16 protein-coding genes are annotated in these 18310 nt (G+C 65.1%); 5 read left to right on the forward strand and 11 right to left on the reverse strand.

Features of this window, described 5'->3' with window-relative positions:
- A partial coding sequence (locus EPN59_RS08115; protein ID WP_293039224.1) for an IS3 family transposase occupies positions 1-86 on the forward strand: 86 nt, incomplete at its 5' end.
- A 116-nt stretch (positions 87-202) separates the two neighbouring features.
- On the opposite strand, the gene EPN59_RS08120 is transcribed toward EPN59_RS08115, so the two are convergent.
- Positions 203-889 (reverse strand): orotate phosphoribosyltransferase, encoded by a 687-nt coding sequence (locus EPN59_RS08120; protein ID WP_293036864.1) that lies wholly within the window; start codon positions 887-889, stop codon positions 203-205.
- A gap of 535 nt (positions 890-1424) precedes the next feature.
- On the opposite strand from EPN59_RS08120, the gene EPN59_RS08125 reads away from it, so the two are divergent.
- Complete coding sequence (locus EPN59_RS08125) at positions 1425-3710, forward strand: NADP-dependent malic enzyme (protein WP_293036862.1); 2286 nt, start codon at positions 1425-1427, stop codon at positions 3708-3710.
- A gap of 137 nt (positions 3711-3847) precedes the next feature.
- On the opposite strand, the gene EPN59_RS08130 is transcribed toward EPN59_RS08125, so the two are convergent.
- The gene (locus tag EPN59_RS08130) at positions 3848-7447 is read right to left on the reverse strand and encodes an indolepyruvate ferredoxin oxidoreductase family protein (protein ID WP_293036860.1); all 3600 of its coding nucleotides are present in this window, start codon (positions 7445-7447) and stop codon (positions 3848-3850) included.
- 404 nt (positions 7448-7851) lie between these two features.
- Between EPN59_RS08130 and EPN59_RS08135 the strand changes: the two genes are divergently transcribed.
- Complete coding sequence (locus EPN59_RS08135; RefSeq protein ID WP_293036858.1) at positions 7852-8040, forward strand: hypothetical protein; 189 nt, start codon at positions 7852-7854, stop codon at positions 8038-8040.
- Positions 8041-8231: 191 nt separating this feature from the next.
- Here EPN59_RS08135 and hppD read toward each other — a convergent pair whose 3' ends face one another.
- Positions 8232-9329, reverse strand: a complete 1098-nt coding sequence (gene hppD, locus EPN59_RS08140; RefSeq protein WP_293036856.1) for a 4-hydroxyphenylpyruvate dioxygenase — start codon at positions 9327-9329, stop codon at positions 8232-8234.
- Positions 9330-9629: 300 nt separating this feature from the next.
- On the opposite strand from hppD, the gene EPN59_RS08145 reads away from it, so the two are divergent.
- Positions 9630-10142: an Lrp/AsnC family transcriptional regulator gene (locus EPN59_RS08145; protein ID WP_293036854.1), complete on the forward strand. Its 513-nt coding sequence runs from the start codon at positions 9630-9632 to the stop codon at positions 10140-10142.
- An 85-nt stretch (positions 10143-10227) separates the two neighbouring features.
- On the opposite strand, the gene EPN59_RS08150 is transcribed toward EPN59_RS08145, so the two are convergent.
- The 8 genes from EPN59_RS08150 to paaA form a co-directional block, all read right to left on the reverse strand.
- Entirely contained in the window at positions 10228-10893 is a 666-nt protein-coding gene (locus EPN59_RS08150; protein WP_293036852.1) for a GNAT family protein, read from the reverse strand.
- Between the two features lie 256 nt (positions 10894-11149).
- Positions 11150-11752, reverse strand: coding sequence for a TetR/AcrR family transcriptional regulator (locus EPN59_RS08155; protein ID WP_293036850.1), 603 nt, complete (start codon positions 11750-11752; stop codon positions 11150-11152).
- A 4-nt stretch (positions 11753-11756) separates the two neighbouring features.
- Complete coding sequence (locus tag EPN59_RS08160) at positions 11757-12596, reverse strand: DUF1835 domain-containing protein (RefSeq protein ID WP_293036848.1); 840 nt, start codon at positions 12594-12596, stop codon at positions 11757-11759.
- 130 nt (positions 12597-12726) lie between these two features.
- Positions 12727-13815 carry a 1,2-phenylacetyl-CoA epoxidase subunit PaaE gene (gene paaE / locus EPN59_RS08165; protein ID WP_293036846.1) on the reverse strand — a complete coding sequence of 363 codons (1089 nt, stop codon included), beginning with the start codon at positions 13813-13815 and terminating at the stop codon, positions 12727-12729.
- Between the two features lies 1 nt (position 13816).
- Positions 13817-14377 (reverse strand): 1,2-phenylacetyl-CoA epoxidase subunit PaaD, encoded by a 561-nt coding sequence (paaD, locus tag EPN59_RS08170; protein ID WP_293036868.1) that lies wholly within the window; start codon positions 14375-14377, stop codon positions 13817-13819.
- 43 nt (positions 14378-14420) lie between these two features.
- Entirely contained in the window at positions 14421-15227 is an 807-nt protein-coding gene (paaC, locus tag EPN59_RS08175; RefSeq protein ID WP_293036844.1) for a 1,2-phenylacetyl-CoA epoxidase subunit PaaC, read from the reverse strand.
- A 16-nt stretch (positions 15228-15243) separates the two neighbouring features.
- The gene (gene paaB, locus EPN59_RS08180) at positions 15244-15528 is read right to left on the reverse strand and encodes a 1,2-phenylacetyl-CoA epoxidase subunit PaaB (RefSeq protein WP_293036842.1); all 285 of its coding nucleotides are present in this window, start codon (positions 15526-15528) and stop codon (positions 15244-15246) included.
- Positions 15529-15627: 99 nt separating this feature from the next.
- Positions 15628-16626: a 1,2-phenylacetyl-CoA epoxidase subunit PaaA gene (gene paaA / locus EPN59_RS08185; RefSeq protein WP_293036840.1), complete on the reverse strand. Its 999-nt coding sequence runs from the start codon at positions 16624-16626 to the stop codon at positions 15628-15630.
- 262 nt (positions 16627-16888) lie between these two features.
- On the opposite strand from paaA, the gene EPN59_RS08190 reads away from it, so the two are divergent.
- The gene (locus EPN59_RS08190) at positions 16889-18151 is read left to right on the forward strand and encodes an SGNH/GDSL hydrolase family protein (protein WP_293036866.1); all 1263 of its coding nucleotides are present in this window, start codon (positions 16889-16891) and stop codon (positions 18149-18151) included.
- Positions 18152-18310 lie beyond the last annotated feature (159 nt).

The raw sequence follows: 18310 nt of genomic DNA on the forward strand, positions 1-18310 counted from the left end.
TCCACTACTACAACCACGAGCGCATCAAGCTCAAACTAAAAGGCCTGAGCCCCGTGCAGTACAGGACTCAGGCCTTGCCCACCTAGCTATTTAACCGTCCAACTTCGTGGGGTCAGTTCATGTCCGGCAGGACAGTGGGTTTTTCGTGTTGCCGCGGTGCGCCGGGCAGCCGCCGCGCCGTCTGTGCTGCTAACCGCGCTGCTTACTGCGGTGCCGCCGTCGCGCCGCCGTGCGCTGCCGACCATTCGGCCGGTGCGTGCAGGAATTTCTCGACTTCGTCGAGCGTCTTCGTTTCGAAGTAGCCCGAATCCTTCGCGACGCGCAGCACGTCCCACCACGTTGCGAGCGCGTGCAGGTCGACGTCGATGTCTTTCAGCACCGAAACGCTTTCCTTGAAGATGTTGTAGTGGAACAGCACGAAGCAGTGGTTCACCGTCGCGCCGGCCGTGCGCAGCGCGTTGATGAAGTTGATCTTGCTGCGGCTGTCGGTGGTCAGGTCTTCGACGAGCAGCACGCGCTGGCCTTCGGTGAGCAGACCCTCGATCTGCGCGTTGCGGCCAAAGCCCTTCGGCTTCTTGCGCACGTACTGCATGGGCACCATCAGACGGTCCGAGAGCCATGCGGCGAACGGAATGCCCGCGGTTTCGCCGCCCGCGACGGCGTCGATCTGCTCGTAGCCGACGTCGCGCAGGATCGTGGCTTCTGCCATTTCCATCAGGCCGCGGCGCACGCGCGGGTACGAGATCAGCTTGCGGCAGTCGATGTAGACCGGGCTCGCCCAGCCGGAAGTGAAGATGAAGGGCTTTTCGGCGTTGAAGTGCACGGCCTTCACTTCGAGCAGCATTTTGGCGGTCGTGTCCGAGATCGTCTGGCGATCGTAGCCTGTCATGGGCGAATCCTTGGATATGAAAGCGAGGAGGGCGGGCGCGAGGCCTCGGGGGCTGGCCCTGTGGCGCTGGCACGGCGAATCCGGATGCGTTGCACCGGAACCCGCGATGCGCGGCCCGGATGGCGTTGGCTGCCTGACGTTGCCCGAGGTTCTTCGGGAGTTCGTCTGGGGCGGCCCGCACGGTCCGGACGGCTTCTCTTGCGCGCGTAGCCGCGTATTTTACCCGACTTGAGATACGGCGACGAGCCGTGCGCACGGCGCCATGGTGCGCAGCGTTCGACGAACCGGATTCACGCGCGGACTCACGTGCGGACGCGTGCGCGGACTCACGTACTGATTCACGCGCGTTGCCTCGGGTGTACACTAATCGCCCCCGCCAATTAGCACTCGCCGTTTCGCTCTCCACGCCGGGGTTTCCCGTCGCCGCATGTCCTGCGCACGGGGCTGCGCCGTCGACCCTTTGAGCGCGTCGAGCGAAGCGACGAATTCACGACCACAAGACGACTCCCGTCGCTCACGTCCAGGCAGGCCTGAAATGGATGAACAACTGAAGCAAAGCGCGCTCGCGTACCACCAGAATCCGAAACCCGGCAAGATTTCGGTCACCCCGACCAAGCCGCTGTCGAATCAGCTCGACCTCTCGCTCGCGTATTCGCCCGGCGTCGCCGCCGCGTGCATGGCGATCTTCGACGAGCCGCTCGACGCGCAGAAGTACACGTCGCGCGGCAACCTCGTCGGCGTCGTGACGAACGGCACCGCCGTGCTCGGCCTCGGCAACATCGGCCCGCTCGCCGCGAAGCCGGTGATGGAAGGCAAGGGCTGTCTCTTCAAGAAATTCGCCGGCATCGACGTCTTCGACATCGAACTCAGCGAATCGGACCCGGACAAGCTCGTCGAAGCGATCGCCATGCTCGAGCCGACGCTCGGCGGCGTCAACCTCGAAGACATCAAGGCGCCCGAGTGCTTCTACATCGAGCAGAAGCTGCGCGAGCGCATGAAGATCCCCGTCTTCCACGACGACCAGCACGGCACGGCGATCATCGCGTCCGCTGCGATCCTCAACGGCCTGAAGGTCGTCGGCAAGGATCTCGGCAGCGTGAAGTTCGTGTGTTCCGGCGCGGGCGCGGCGGCGATTGCCTGCCTCGACCTGCTCGTGAAGCTCGGTCTGAAGAAGGAGAACATCCTCGTCGCCGACTCGAAGGGCGTGATCTACGAGGGCCGCGGCAATCTCGATCCGTCGAAGGCGCGCTACGCGGCCAACACGCAGGCGCGCACGCTCGCCGACGCGATCAAGCAGGCCGACGTGTTCCTCGGCTGCTCGAGCGCGGGCGTGCTCAAGCCCGAGATGGTGAAGGACATGGGCGTGAAGCCGCTGATCCTCGCGCTGGCGAACCCCGATCCGGAAATCCGTCCGGAAGAGGCGAAAGCCGTGCGCCCGGATGCGATCATCGCGACGGGCCGTTCGGACTATCCGAACCAGGTCAACAACGTGCTGTGCTTCCCGTTCATCTTCCGCGGCGCGCTCGACGTCGGCGCGACGACGATCACGGAAGAGATGAAGCTCGCGTGCGTGCGCGCGATTGCGGAACTCGCCGAAGAAACCGATCAGGGCGATGAAGTGGCGAAGGCGTACGAAGGCCACACGCTCGAATTCGGCCCGGAGTACCTGATTCCGAAGCCGTTCGATCCGCGCCTCATCATCAAGATCGCTCCGGCGGTTGCGCAGGCGGCGATGGATTCGGGCGTCGCGACGCGCCCGATCGCCGATATGGACGCCTACCGCGAGCAGCTTGGCGCGACGGTCTATCGCTCGGGCATGGTGATGCGCCCGGTGTTCGCCGCTGCGAAGGCGAGCCAGGCGCGCATCGTGTTCGCCGAGGGCGAGGACGAGCGCGTGCTGCGCGCCGCGCAGTTCGTGCTCACCGAAAAGATCGCGAAGCCGATCATCGTGGGCCGCCCGTCCGTGGTGGAAATGCGCCTGAAGAAGATGGGCTCGAAGCTGCGCGCGGGCACCGACTTCGAGATCGTCGATCCGGAAGACGATCCGCGCTTCCAGAAGAGCTGGCAGGCCTACCACCAGATCGGCGCGCGCCGGGGCGTCACGCCCGACGTTGCGAAGGCGGCGGTGCGCAAGTTCAACACGCTGATCGGCGCGATCCTCGTGCATCTCGGCGACGCGGACGGCATGATCTGCGGCCTCGTGAACAGCTTCGACTTCCATCTGAATTTCGTCGAGCAGGTGCTCGGCAAGGCAGACGGCGCCGAGAACTACGCGGCGATGAATCTGCTGATGCTGCCGGGCCGCAACCTCTTCATCTCCGACACCTATGTGAACGAAGTGCCGAGCGCCGAGCAACTCGCCGACATGACGATTCTTGCGGCGCGCGAGATCGAGAAGTTCGGCATCACGCCGAAGGTCGCGCTGCTGTCCAGCTCGAACTTCGGCAGCGTGCGCTCGTCCACGTCGCAGCGCATGCAGGCGGCGCGCGAGCTGCTGGCGCAACGTGCGCCGCAGCTCGAAGTGGACGGCGAAATGCACGGCGACGCAGCGCTTTCGGAGGTGATCCGCAAGCAGGCGTTCCCGGGCACGACGCTCGCGGGCGAAGCGAACCTGCTCATCATGCCGAACGTGGAAGCCGCGAACATCGTCTACAACCTGCTGAAGGTGATCGGCGGCGAAGGCGTGACGGTGGGTCCGTTCCTGCTCGGCGCGTCGAAGCCGGTGCATATCCTGACGCCTGCGGCGACCGTGCGACGCATCATCAATATGACGGCGGTCGCTTCGGCGAACGCGGCCGTGAGGAAGGCTGCGGCACGCTAAGCGCGAGCGAGTTGGACTGATGTTGGACCGAGCGCATCTGGCTGCATCTGATCCAGGCGCTCAATGAAAAGGGCGCTCCGTTTTCACGGAGCGCCCTTTGTTTTTACGGCAGCTTCAGCGCTTCAGATAACAACCCATCACGCAGCGTGACGCGCCGCGCCGCCCTGCGGCGAGCGCCACTTGTCGAGCAGCGCCACCCACTTCGCGCGCACGGCTTTCAGGTTGTTCTCCTTCACGTGGCCGTAGCCGCGAATGCCGTCCGGAAGATCCGCCAGTTCGACCGCGAGCGCGAGATTGCCGATGTCGACGCCCTTGATCAATTCGCGCACGAGCGCTTCGTACTCGCCGATCAGCGCGCGTTCGTGACGCCGTTCCTCGGTGCGGCCAAACGGATCGAGCGCCGTGCCGCGCAGGAACTTCAGCTTCGCGAGCACGCGCATGGCGGTGAGCATGCGCGGGCCGTACTGCTTCTTCAGCAGATGGCCCTTGTCGTCGTGCTTTGCGAACGAGGGCGGCGCGAGGTGGAAGTTGAGCTTCCAGTCGCCTTCGAAGCTCGCCTTCAGCTTCTCGATGAACGCGGGATCGGTATAGAGGCGCGCGACTTCGTACTCGTCCTTGTACGCCATCAGCTTGTGCAGGTTCTTCGCGACGGCTTCGGTCAGCGCGAACTGGCCATCTGCCCGGTCGAGCTTGCCTTCCGCCGCGCGCACGTCCGCGACCAGCGCGCGATAACGCGACGCGTAGGCGTCGTTCTGGTACGCGGCGAGATACTGCGCGCGCTTCTCGATCAGTGCGTCGAGCGCCTTCGGCGTGTGCAGCGAGACGATCTTCGCGCCCGTGTCGTCCATCGCCTGCTGCTGTGCTGCGGGTTGCTTGACGAGCGCGTCGACTGCGGCGCGGTCGTGCGCCGTGCGGCGGCCCCACTCGAACGCCGCGAGGTTCTTCTCCACCTGCACGCCGTTCAGCTCGATCGCGCGCGTGAGCGACGCATGCCCGAGCGGCAGCCAGCCGCGCTGCCACGCGTAGCCGAGCACGAACGGGTTCGTGTAGATCGCGTCGCCGAGCAGCGCGACCGCGTAGCGATTCGCGTCGATGGCGACGACATTGTCCGTGCCTGCCGCGGCGCGCACATCGGCTTCGGTGTTCGTGCCCGGGAACCGCCACTTCGGGTTCTTGATGAACTCCGCAGTCGGCGTGGGCGCGCTGTTGAGCACGACGCTGGTCTGGCCGACCTGCATGCGCGAGACGCAGTCGTCGCTGGCGGTCACGATGGCGTCGCAGCCGATCACGAGCTTCGCCTCGCCCATGGCGATGCGGGTCGCGTGGATGTCGTCGGGCCGGTTCGCGATCTGCACGTGGCTCATCACCGCGCCGCCCTTCTGCGCGAGGCCGGTCACGTCGAGCACGGTCACGCCCTTGCTCTCCAGGTGCGCGGCCATGCCGAGCAGCGCGCCGATCGTCACGACGCCGGTGCCGCCCACGCCCGTCACGAGCACGCCATAGGGCCGCGCGAGCGCGGGGATGTCGGGCGTCGGCACGGCCGGCATCGTGTCGTTCGCGACGCTGCTCGCGCTTGGCTTGCGAAGCTGTCCGCCGACGACGGTCACGAAGCTCGGGCAGAAGCCCTTCACGCAGGAATAGTCCTTGTTGCAGCTCGACTGGTTGATCTGACGCTTCGTGCCGTACTCGGTATCGACCGGCTCGACCGACAGGCAGTTCGACTGCACCGAGCAGTCGCCGCAGCCTTCGCAGACGGCCTCGTTGATCACGACGCGCTTCGCCGGATCCGGATACGTGCCGCGCTTGCGGCGGCGGCGCTTTTCGGTGGCGCAGGTCTGGTCGTAGATCAGAATCGTCGTGCCGGCGATCTCGCGCAGTTCGCGCTGGATCGCGTCGAGCTGATCGCGGTGATGGATCGTGACGCCCGGCGCGAGCGAAGTCACGCCGTCGTACTTCTCGGGCTCGTCGGTGACGATCACGATTTTCGCGGCGCCTTCCGAGGCGAGCTGATGCGTGATCTGCGGCACGGTGAGCACGCCGTCCACGGGCTGGCCGCCCGTCATCGCGACTGCGTCGTTGTAGAGGATCTTGTAGGTGATGTTCGCCTTCGACGCGATGGCCGCGCGAATCGCGAGCAGACCCGAGTGGAAATAGGTGCCGTCGCCGAGGTTGGCGAACACGTGCTTGTCGTTCGTGAACGGCGCCTGGCCGACCCACGCCACGCCTTCGCCGCCCATCTGGCTGAAGGTGCTGGTGCTGCGGTCCATCCAGGTGGTCATGTAGTGGCAGCCGATGCCGGCCATCGCGCGCGAGCCTTCCGGCACGTTCGTCGACGTGTTGTGCGGGCAGCCCGAGCAGAACCACGGCTTGCGCTCGACCTGCACGCGCGGCTTCGCGAGCGCCTTTTCCTTGGCCTCGATCACGGCGATGCGCGAGGCGATGCGCGCGCGCACGTCGGAGGGCAGATCGAACTTGTCGAGGCGCGTGGCAATGGCCTTGGCGATGATCGCGGGCGAGAGTTCGTAGTGCGCGGGCAAGAGCCAGTTGCCCATCGGCACCGACCATTCGCCGCCGGCGCCGTCCTTCTCGTCGAACTTGCCGTACACGCGCGGACGCTGGGCGTCGGGCCAGTTGTACAGCTCTTCCTTGATCGCGTATTCGAGGATCTGACGCTTTTCCTCGACCACGAGAATCTCTTCGAGACCGCGCGCGAACGCCTGGGCGCCTTGCGCTTCGAGCGGCCACACGCAGCCGACCTTGTAGAGCCGCACGCCGATGCGCGAACAGGTTTCGTCGTCGAGGCCGAGATCGGTCAGCGCCTGGCGCACGTCGAGATAGGCTTTGCCGCCGGTCATGATGCCGAAGCGCGCATGCGGCGAATCGATTTCGACGCGGTCGAGCTTGTTGGCGCGCACGTACGCGAGGGCCGCATACCACTTGTAGTCGAGCAGACGCGCTTCCTGGACGAGCGGCGGATCGGGCCAGCGGATGTTGAGCCCGCCTTCGGGCAGGACGAAGTCGCCCGGCAGGATGATGTCGGTGCGATGCGGGTCGATCTCGACCGAAGCCGACGATTCGACCACGTCGGTCACGCACTTCATGGCGACCCAGAGGCCGGAATAGCGGCTCATGGCCCAGCCGTGCAGGCCGAAGTCGAGGTATTCCTGGACGTTCGACGGGAACAGCACCGGCAGGCCGCAGGCCTTGAAGATGTGCTCCGACTGGTGCGCGAGTGTCGACGACTTCGCGGCGTGGTCGTCGCCCGCGAGCACGAGGACGCCGCCGTGACGGGAAGAACCCGCCGAATTGGCGTGCTTGAGCACGTCGCCGCAGCGGTCGACGCCGGGGCCCTTGCCGTACCACATCGAAAATACGCCGTCGTATTTTGCCGACGGGTAGAGATTCACCTGCTGCGACCCCCAGACGGCGGTGGCGGCGAGGTCTTCGTTGACGCCGGGCTGGAAGACGATTCCGTGACCGGCGAGGTGCTGTTTGGCTTTCCAGAGCGACAGGTCGAGACCGCCGAGCGGCGAGCCGCGATAGCCGGAGATGAACCCCGCCGTATTGAGACCTGCTGCTTTGTCGCGTTCCTGTTGCAGCATCGGCAGGCGGACCAGCGCCTGGATGCCGCTCATGTACGCGCGGCCGCGATCGAGCGTGTATTTGTCGTCGAGCGTGACAGAAGCTAGTGCGGCTTCGAGCGAAGCACGCTGACCAGCGTCGAGCGGGGCATTCATTATTTGTACTCCTCCATCCACCATCGTTTTGGGATCGCCAGAACTCAGTGCCTCGACATCTTGTGAATGCTTTGGCCTGGCGCGCCATATTGGCGTGTTTTTTCCGATAGTAGCAGTGGGGCAAACCCGCCGCTGGCGCCGGAAATCGGCTGAAACCCTTATTCCACGGCGATTTTGTGCGATTCACGCGCCTTCGAGGCGCCGCCCAGGTGTTGTAACAATGGATGTATCGGAATGCCGCGCGGCGTAACAGCGTGTAAAACCTGCACTCTGACAGAACTGGTCTTGATATTTCTGTCTAACGGAATCACCTGTGCATTTCGCGCAGCGCCCCAGGCAGTCAATGGGGTACGACCGCAACAGGCGCAACAGACGCCACAGGCAGCCTCAAAAAGGAGTACAGCATGAACAACCGACACATCCAGACCTTCCTGACGGTCTCGGCCGCTTTCTTCGCGATGAACACGCCGCTGCTGGCGAACGCGCGCAGCCAAAGCGGCGCCGGTGAAACGAACCGTCCCGCGCAGTGCGCGCGGGCCGATGTCAGGCTCACGGCGGCATCGACCGCTTTGATCGCCGGCCGGAAAGCCTGACGCTTTCCGCGACTTATTCACGCGTTTTCCATGACGCTGCGCTGATCCGCGCGGCGTCCCACCCACGAAAGGAGCCCGCTGCCGGGTGTGCGGCAGCAGGCTCCAGAAAGACAAAAAGGGCGAAGATCGGCTGATCTTCGCCCTTTTTGCTTGTGCGTTGGCGGCAGTTACGTCCGCCGCTATGTCCGTAGTCAAGTCTTGTCGTGCACGACGCCGCGACGAATCTGGTCGAGCTCGATCGATTCGAACAGCGCCTTGAAATTGCCCTCGCCGAAGCCCTGATTGCCCTTGCGCTGAATGATCTCGAAGAAAATGGGGCCGATCTGGTTGGCGGTGAAGATCTGCAGCAGCAGGTCGCCGGGTGCACCGTCGATCAGGATCTTGCGCTTTTTCAGTTCGGCGAGCGGCTCGCCGTGGTTCGGGATGCGGCGGTCCACGAGTTCGTAATAGGTGTCGATGGTGTCGAGCAGCGCGATATTCGACGCGCGCACGCCGTCGACGGTCCGGTAGATATCGCTGGTGCCGAGCGCGATGTGCTGGATGCCTTCGCCGTGATAGGCCTCGAGGTATTCCTGGATCTGGCCCGGGGTTTCCGACCCTTCTTCGTTGATCGGAATGCGGATCTTGCCGCACGGCGAGGTCATGGCCTTCGACTTCACGCCGGTCACCTTGCCTTCGATGTCGAAGTAGCGGACTTCGCGGAAGTTGAACAGGCGTTCGTAGAACTCGGCCCACTCGTTCATGCAGCCGCGGTGAACGTTGTGTGTCAGGTGGTCGATATAGGTGAGGCCGTGGCCGACCGGATGCTGGTTGGCGCGGGGGATCGGTTCGAAGTCGACGTCGTAGATGTCGATATCGCCGATGCTGCCCGGGGCGGCGCCGTTCTTGCCGCGCCAGCGGTCGACGAAATAAATCAGCGAGTCGCCCACGCCCTTGATCGCGGGGATGTTCAGCTCCATCGGGCCGGTTTTGTTGTCGAAGCCCCAGGCGCCGCATTCGAGCGCGTGCGCGTAGGCCTTTGCGGCGTCGCGCACGCGAAAGGCGATGGCGCAGATCGACGGACCGTGCAGGCGGGCGAAGCGCTGGGCGAACGAATCGGGTTCGGCGTTGACGATGAAGTTGATGCCGCCCTGGCGATACAGCGTGACGTTCTTGTGGCGGTGACGCGCGATGGCGGTAAAGCCCATTTGCTCGAACAGCTTACCGAGCGCTTTTGGGTCGGGTGCGGTGTATTCGATGAACTCGAACCCGTCGGTGCCGACGGGGTTGTCCCAGGTGGAAATCTGCATGTTTGTCTCCTGTGTCGGCCAGAGTTGGCGCTTTAGCGCTTACTCTGGCCCCACGCACAGCGCGTCGGCTGGAGTTAGCGCTTTAGCGCCTACTCTGGTCCCACGCACAGCGCGTCGGCTGGAGTTAGCGCTTTAGCGCCTACTCTGGTCCCACGCAAAACGGTCAACCAGACTTAGCGCTTCAGCACTTGTTCTGATCCCATGCTAGCGGCGCGATTCGGGTGAAAACTTGCGAACTTGACCGTGTGGGTTGGAGATTGCGCTATAAACTGCCATCAAATGGCCCATGAAAGGCAGAACATGGCGAATATCGAACTGGACGCAATCGACCGCCGGATTCTCGCGATCCTTCAGGAGAATGGGCGGCTCTCGAATCAGGACATTGCGGAGCGCGTGAACCTGTCGCCGAGCCCGTGCTTACGCCGCATCCGCCGGCTGGAGGACAGCGGCGTGATTCGCGGTTATGTGGCGCTGCTCGATCCGCAGAAGCTGGGGCTCGATTTGCTGGCCTACGTGAACGTGCGGCTAGAAAAGCGGGGCGGCCCGGCTGTGACGCGTGAGGGACTCGTGGGCCGCACCGCCGCGACGCACGCCGAACTGTTCCGCGCGGCGGTGCAGGCCTGGCCGGAAGTCGTGGCCTGCCACGCGATGACGGGCGACATGGACTACCTGCTGCGCGTACAGGTGGAGGATATGGCGCACTTCTCGCGCTTCGTGCAGGAGCAGTTGCTGCACCATCCGTCGGTGATCGACGTGAAGACGAGCTTCTCGCTGGCGGCGATCAAGGAAACGACCGCTCTGCCGATCCTCTGAGCGCGGGTGCTACTGCCGGTACTCGCGCAAAAAAAAATCGGCCGAAGCCGCTTTTTTCGCTACTGGTAGGGCGCCCGGAGGGCGCTCAGGCCGCGATGGTTTGCGGCAGGATCGCTTCGATCAGCTTCGAAGCCTGGCGAGCCTGACGCTTGATCGCGTAGTCGAACGCCGCGGCTTGCTCCTGGATCATTTCCGAAATGATGCTGCTCTGGTCAGCCGGTTCCAGCGACAGATATGCGTCGGCTTCGCCGTAGGCGTATTCGATCTTCATGCCCGACTTCCTGGCGATGTGCATCATCGTCGAATTGCGCGAGAGGCAATGCATGTAGAGCGTCGTCACGTGGGTGTTGCGGCTGCGGATCGCCGCGCGCTCGAACAGCTTCGAACCGATTCCCTGGCCGCGCGCGCTTTCGAGCACGGAGACGCCGAATTCCGCGGTGCGGCCATTGCCGTCTGCCGGCAGATAGGCGAGGTGGCCGACGCCGACCAGTTCCAGTTGACAATCGAACACGCCGAACACGGTGTCGCGCGTGAAGTCCATCGACCCGACGTACTTCTCGATCACGTGGTCCGGCGCGGCCTGGCCGAAGCGCAGCAGCCGGTCGTCGATGGCGAGGGCGAGGAAGTGGCCGAGCAGGCGCTTGCGGTCGGCCGAGGTGAGGACGCGCACCATGACAGGCGACTGACCGGACGACAGCGTATGGCCGGACGGCAGAATCGGCTCGTTCGCTTGCGTCGTAATCGTGTTCATGGGCGGGTTCTCCTTGGCATGCGGGCGCATGATGCGTCGCAAAAACAGATTCTAGCGGAAACCCTGGGGTCGAGCTAGGGAAAACCCCGATTTCCGACCCGAATGTTGATACTAATTCACAGACGAATTGTCGCAGTCCATTGATTCCACGGGTTTAATTATTTTGAAGGGAAGCCGTGGATGAGTGCGCTGTCACTGGGATGTCATGTTGCATCGCAGCAAATGATCCGGCTCAAACCCATGGCCGAAGCGGGTTTCATGCGGTTTGCATTCCATGATCGATCACGCCGATCACCTGTTCGGCGAAGTCGCGGTAGCCCATCCGGCCCCCCGGCTTCAGCCACGTGAAGGTCCAGTTGATCATGCCGAACACCATCATCGTCAGCGCCGTCTGGTTCTCGGTGCTCACGCGCCCGGGGTAGGCGCGCGCAAGCTGGCGCGCGAACGCGGCGACCACGTCGCGCTGGCGGTTCAGGATAATCTCGCGCTGCGCGTCCTCAAGGTACTTCACGTCGTTGAGCAGCGCGACGTGGCGGCTGTGCGACGTCTCGTATTCGGCAAGGAACGCACGGATCAGCTCGGCAAACGTCTCGCGTTCGTCGAGGCCCTGCCGCTGGCTTGCGCCTTCCACCTCCGCGATGATCAGCATCAGCCGCTTCGTATAGCGGTCGAGCAGATCGAAGAGGATCGCTTCCTTACTCTCGTAATAGTGGTAGAGACGGGCCTTCGACGTGCCGCTCGCCGCTGCGAGATCGGACATGGACGTGCTCGGATAGCTCGTCTGCGCGAACTTCGCGGCGGCGAGGTCGAGGATCTGCTCGCGTTGCGTTTCGTGATCGGGCGCTCGGGTGCGGGCCATGATGTCAGCGGGGGAGAGAGGGGGGCGCAGGTACGTGCGTGGCGGCCATCGACGCGGGCGATGCGGGCGACGCGGGCGACGCGGGCGGCTGGGTCAGCGCACGTGCGGCGGACATGTCGTCGCGCAGGCCCAGTTCACCGGCCGCCGCGAGTTCGTGGAGGCGCCACAGCACGATCCGCTCGCACACCGTCGCGTCCGCGTCGAAGGACCGCAGGGCGGCCGTGATGGCAGCCGGCGCGAGCCACGGCTCGTGCGCAGCGCCCAGGATCGCGACGATCGACTGATCGAGGTCGGCCCAGGTGCCGCTCGTGAACGTATTGTCGTGCCAGTGGCGCGTCTCGCCGTTCGCGAACTTCGTCTCCTGCCATTCCAGCGCGAGCCGCGTGATACGCAGCACCGAGATCGGCGCGGCGTCGGGAAGGCGCGCGCGCAGCCGTTCTACGGCGGCATCGCCCGCGACATCGCTGTCGGCGAGGCGCACCTCGTTCAGGCGCTGCGGCGCGTTGCGCAGCCGGTAGCAGATGCGCCGCAGCGTCAACTGGTCACTGGCAGCATTCGTGTGCCAGATCACCACGTTAGAGTCGTCGGCTTCGAGGGCGACGAGCGCCGCGCAGTCGCGCGCAGTCAGCAACTCTGTCAGCGTCTCGGGCTCGTTATCGAGCCCCTGCCAGAACGCCGCGCGCTGCGCCGCGCCCCGGTCGCTGGCTTCGTCGATATCGCGTAGCGGGCCGACGGTGAGATCGTCGGGTAGCGCGACCACGCGATCAGTGCGGCCGTTTGCGTCGAGCGCCTGGCGCAGCGCCGCCGCAACGGGCTCGCCATGGGTGAGGTGAATCGTGGTCATCGGCGGCTCATCGCAATCAGGGGATACCGGAATAAAAAAGGACCGCCCGCTATCCGGATTTGTACCGGTCGCGGGCGGCCCCTAGTGTAAGCGGATCGCCTGAGGGCTGAAAGCGTACTGTGGCTTAAGCTTATCGTTCGTCGTAACTGACGACGATCCGGTCGCTCACCGGATGACACTGACAGGTCAGCACGAAGCCATCCTTCAGTTCCTGCGCTTCCAGCGTGTAGTTCCGGTCCATCTTCACAACGCCCTCGAGCACCTTCGCGCGGCAGGTGCAGCACACCCCGCCCTTGCACGCGTACGGCAGCGCCAGACCCGCGTGCAGCCCCACGTCGAGCAGGCTCGCGCCCTCGTAGGGCAGGCGCAGCCTGCGCGTTTTGCCGTCGAGCACGATTTCCAGCTCCGCCGCCGGGGTGTCCGCGGCAATCTCGACCGGCGGCACGCCCGCCTGCGGCAGCGGCGTGCCAAAGCGCTCGACGTGCACGTTCTGCGCCGCCACGCCCGCCGCCTTCAGCGCCGCTTCGGCCGCATCCATCATCGGCGCGGGACCGCAGATGAACGCCTCGTCGATCTCGGCGGGCGGCAGCAGCGTGTCCAGAAACGCCGCGCACTTCGCCTGGTCGAGCACGCCGTTGAAGAGTTCGACCTCCTGCCGGTCGTCGGAGAGCACGTGGTAGAGCACGAAGCGGCTCATGAACCGGTTCTTCAGGTCTTCGAGTTCCTCGGCGAACATGATCTGGTCGACGCTGCGGTTGCCGTAGACCAGCGTGAACGCGCTGCGCGGCTCCAGCTCCAGCGTCGTCTTGATGATCGCGAGCACCGGCGTGATGCCTGAGCCGCCCGAAAACGCCACGTAGTGTTTGCCGTGTTCCGCGTTCAGGTGCGTGAAGAAGCGCCCGTCGGGCGTCATCACGTCGATTTCGTGCCCCGGCGCAAGCTGGTCGAATGCGAAGTTCGAGAAGCGCCCGCCGCGCACGCGCTTGATGCCGATGCGCAACTCGCCGTCGCGGTCGTAATCGGTCACGCCCACGCAGATCGAGTACGAGCGGCGCGTCTCCTCGCCGTCGATATGGGTCTTGAGCGTGACGAACTGCCCCTGCGTGAAGCGGTACGCCTCGCGCAGCGCAGGCGGAACCTCGAACGCGACGGAGACCGCATCCGCGGTTTCGGGCCGCACTTCACGGATACGCAGCGAATGGAATTGCGGAGTGGCCATATCAGTACGGTTTGAAGTAGTCGAAGGGTTCGCGGCAGTCGTTGCAGCGGTACAGCGCCTTGCAGGCGGTCGAGGCGAATTGCGCCAGGCGCTCGGTGCGCGGCGAGCCGCAGTGCGGGCAAACCGGCGCGGAGCGCGGCACGAAGGTGAGCGGCTGCTCGTGCAGCGCCTGCGCGCCGCCGCCGCACGGGCCCGTGGGCGGCGCGATGCCGAACGCGCGCAGCTTCTCGCGCGCCGCCGCGCCGATCCAGTCGGTGGTCCAGGCGGGCGTGAGCGCCGTCTCGATGCGGTAGGGCGCAAGACCCGCGCTGTCGAGCGCGCGCGCGACGTCCTCGGCGATTTGCGACATCGCCGGGCAGCCCGAATAGGTCGGCGTAATGACCACTTCGATCCGGCCGTCGACGCCGCGGCGCACCGCGCGCAGGATGCCCAGTTCGCGGATCGAGACGACCGGAATCTCCGGATCGGGCACCGATTCGAGCGCTTCCCAGGCGCGGGCGAGCGCGTGGTCCGACGTTGCGTCCAGCTTTGCGTCTATCTTTGCCTCGGTCGTTGCCTGCATCGTGACTTCCTCCTGAAGCGGTCTCACGTAGCCTCGCGCGTCCTTACCAGCACGCGCCCGGATGCTGGCGCGCGAGGCTCTGCATCTCGGCGAGCACGTAGCCCATGTGCTCTGAATGCTCGCCGAGCTTGCCGGTCGTCACGTGTGCGACCGGTGCGGGCAGCGCGAGCGTCGCCTCGTCGATGGCGGCTTCCACGTCGGCGCGCCAGGCCGCCTCGAACTGCGCGGTGAGCGGCGCAATGCCCGCTTCGGCGACGCCCGTCTCCACGGCATCGGTGCTGAAGAACTCGCGCGTGTACGGCATCAGCCAGTCGAGCGCGGCCTGCGCGCGGCGGTGCGATTCGTCGGTGCCGTCGCCGAGGCGCACCAGCCAGTCGCGCGCGTGGTGGACGTGGTAGCGCGTCTCCTTGAGCGAGCGCTCGGCAATCGCCGCGAGCTGCGCATCGGCCGATTGCAGCAGCGCGCTCCACAAATGCGCCATCAGCGTCGCGTAGAGAAAATTGCGCACGATCGTCACGGCATAGTCGTTGGCTGCGTGAACGGTGCCCGCGAGCGGGCCGAAGTGCGGCAGCTCGGCGAGCGTGTAGTTCCTGAACTCGCGCTCGTCGCGGAAGTAGGCGTAGTCGTCCTCGGTGCGCTCGGGGCCGCCGCGCGCCTTCTCCAGCGTCGCGGCGTGCGTGTAGAGCAGGCGCGCCTGACCGATCAGATCGAGGCTCATGTTGGCGAGCGCAATGTCCTCCTCGAGGACCGGGCCGTGGCCGCACCATTCCGTGTTGCGCTGAGCGAGGATCAGCGCCGTATCGGCGAGGCGAAGCACGTAGGCGAGATGTTCGGGCGTGGGCGTCGTCATGTCGTGCGCTCGTCTATTACATGTGGTTGACTTCGTCGGGCAGCGTGTAGAACGTCGGATGCCGGTAGATCTTGTCGCCGGCCGGCTCGAACAGCTCGGCCTTCTCGTTCGGATCCGACGCCGTGATCGCCGCGGACGGCACCACCCAGATGCTCACGCCTTCCTGGCGGCGCGTGTAGACGTCGCGCGCCATGTGCAGCGCCATCGATGCATCCGCCGCGTGCAGGCTGCCGCAGTGCTTGTGGTCGAGCCCCTGCTTGCTGCGCACGAACACTTCCCAGATCGGCCATTCCTTGTTCATTCCTGCTCTCCTTTGATGTCTGCGTCGGCCTGTTTCGGCCTCGATCGGCCTGTATCGGCGAGCGTCGGTGCTCGCCGCCCGCAACCGGTTGCGGCGGGCTCAGGCCGCGTGCTGTTGCGCACGCCCGATCTGCTTTTGCGCGTGGGCGAGCGCGGCTTCGCGCACCCAGGCGCCCTCGTCGTGCGCCTTCACGCGCGTGGCGAGGCGTTCGCGGTTGCACGGGCCGTCGCCGTTCACCACGCGCCGGAATTCTTCCCAGTCGATCGCGCCGTAGTCGTAGTGGCCGCGCACTTCGTTCCACTTCAGGTCCGCGTCGGGCAGCGTCACGCCCAGCACGCGCGCCTGCTCGACGGTGGCGTCGACGAACTTCTGGCGCAGGTCGTCGTTCGAGATGCGCTTGATGCCCCATTTCGTCGACTGATTGCTGTGCACCGACTCGGCATCGCCCGGACCGAACATCATCAGCACCGGCCACCACCAGCGGTTCACCGCCTGCTGGACGAGCGCGCGCTGCGCGTCGGTGCCCTGCATCATCGCGAGCAGCGCATCGAACCCCTGGCGCTGATGGAACGACTCCTCCTTGCAGATGCGCACCATGGCGCGCGCGTACGGGCCGTAGCTGCAGCGGCACAGCGGAATCTGGTTCATGATCGCCGCGCCGTCGACGAGCCAGCCGATCACGCCGACGTCCGCCCAGGTGGGCGTCGGGTAGTTGAAGATGCTCGAATACTTGGCCTTGCCGGCGTGCAGGGCATCGACGAGCTGTTCGCGCGAGACGCCGAGCGTTTCGGCCGCGCTGTAGAGATACAGGCCGTGGCCGCCCTCGTCCTGCACCTTGGCGAGCAGGATCGCCTTGCGCTTGAGACTGGGCGCGCGCGAGATCCAGTTGCCCTCGGGCAGCATGCCGACCACCTCGGAATGCGCGTGCTGCGAGATCTGGCGCACGAGCGTCTTGCGGTAGGCGTCGGGCATCCAGTCCTGCGGCTCGATCTTGCCGTCGGCGGCCATGACGGCGTCGAAGCGGGCCTGCTGCGGCGTTGCAGTCGCCATGTCGGGTGCGGCGACGTTGTCGGGGATGTCGAGCGATTGGGTGTACATGGCGGACACTCATTTAAACGTTAGCTATGCGGCGCAGTATAAGCCAACCGACCGGTCGGTAAATGGCTTTTTGCGCTTGCGTAAAAAATCGGCGGATCGGGAGGAGCGCCGAGTGAGTTTTAGCGAGTCGGATGGGAGTTGCGCAGTCTGGGCCGGGTAGTTCGCAATGCAGCCGAGTTTTTTCGCTCCGTTAGCGAGATCGACGGTGCCTCGCGCGTGGCGTCGGGCACAATCGACGTTTTGCTCCTGCCTTTCCTGCCGGATGAAGCTTTCCTTCTCGAGCGTTGCGGCTGGCGCCGCGCTTTTTGTCGCGATGGGCATTGCCGCGCCGGCAGAAGCCGACCAGCCGTCGGCGACATGGGTAACGAGCTGGGCGACGGCGCTGCAGCCGATTCCGCCACTCGTTGCGCCGCCGCCGCTTTACCGTGCGCCCGATGTTGCAGGTCGCACCATCCGTCAGATCGTGTATCCGACGTTGGGCGGCCGGATCGCGAAGATTCACCTTAGTAACGAGTACGGGCGCGTGCCGCTTGTCATCGAATCGATGGGGATTGCACCTTCGGCGAGCGGCGCGGCGACGAACGCGACGGGTGCTGCGCACGTGACCTTCGGCGGACGGCCGGATGTATCGGTGCCGCCAGGTGGTGAACTGGACAGTGATCCGGTAGCGATCGATCTGCGCGCCGGTGCGCCTTACGCGATAAGTTCCTACATGGGGCCTCACCAGACGATGACGGCCTGGCATCGGGTGAGCAGTCAGCTGAACTACGTCTCGCCTCCGGGCGACCATGTCGCCGACGCTTCACCCGCCGCCTTCGCCCAGCGCTTCACGCAGTACGCCTGGGTGACGGGATTGGCCGTCGATGCGCCGCAGGCATCGACGGTCGCGGCTATCGGCGATTCGATCACGGACGGAATGCGGTCGTCGCTCAATCGGAACCGACGCTGGCCGGATGCACTGGCGCGGCGCCTTGCGCGCGCGCAGCGGACGGATCTGGCGGTGATCGATCTCGGGATTAGCGGAAACCGCTTGCTGAGCGACTCTCCTTGTTACGGTGAGGCGCTGGAGCGGCGTTTCGAGCGTGACGCGCTGCGCCACCCGGGCGTGAAGACGGTGGTACTGCTTATCGGTATCAACGACATCAATTTCCAGGCGATGCCGGCCCGGGCGGGACTCGACTGCGACGCGCCGCACACGCAAGTGAGTGCGGAAGATCTGATTGCTGGCTACAAGCGCGTGATCGCGCTGGCGCACGCGCGCGGCGTGCGCATTCTTGGCGGGACTTTGACGCCGGCGTCGCTGCCGCCGGCGCGCGAGACAATCCGGCAATCGGTGAATAAATGGATCAGGACCAGCCATGCATTCGCCGACGTAGTCGATTTCGACGTAGCGCTGCGTGATCCCGTTGATCCTGTGCGATTGCGCCGCGAGTACGACAGTGGCGATCACATCCACCCGAGCGATGCGGGTTATATGGCGATGGCTGAGGCTGTGCCGCTGGCAGCGCTCAACGGAAGCCGGTAGAAAATTTTTCTACGCGCCCCTCTTGCGCGATGGGAGGGCTGGGGGGTAAGATTCGCCCCCTTCGCAGTACGGACGTGATGAAACAGGCGTCCGGACGGTGAAGGCCGCCGCAGAAACGGGCGGCGCGGAGTCAGCGGCTTTCGAGCAGTGATGCAAAAA

It is taken from the genome of Paraburkholderia sp. (genome assembly GCF_004298475.1).
GTDB classification, from domain to species: Bacteria; Pseudomonadota; Gammaproteobacteria; order Burkholderiales; family Burkholderiaceae; genus Paraburkholderia; species Paraburkholderia denitrificans.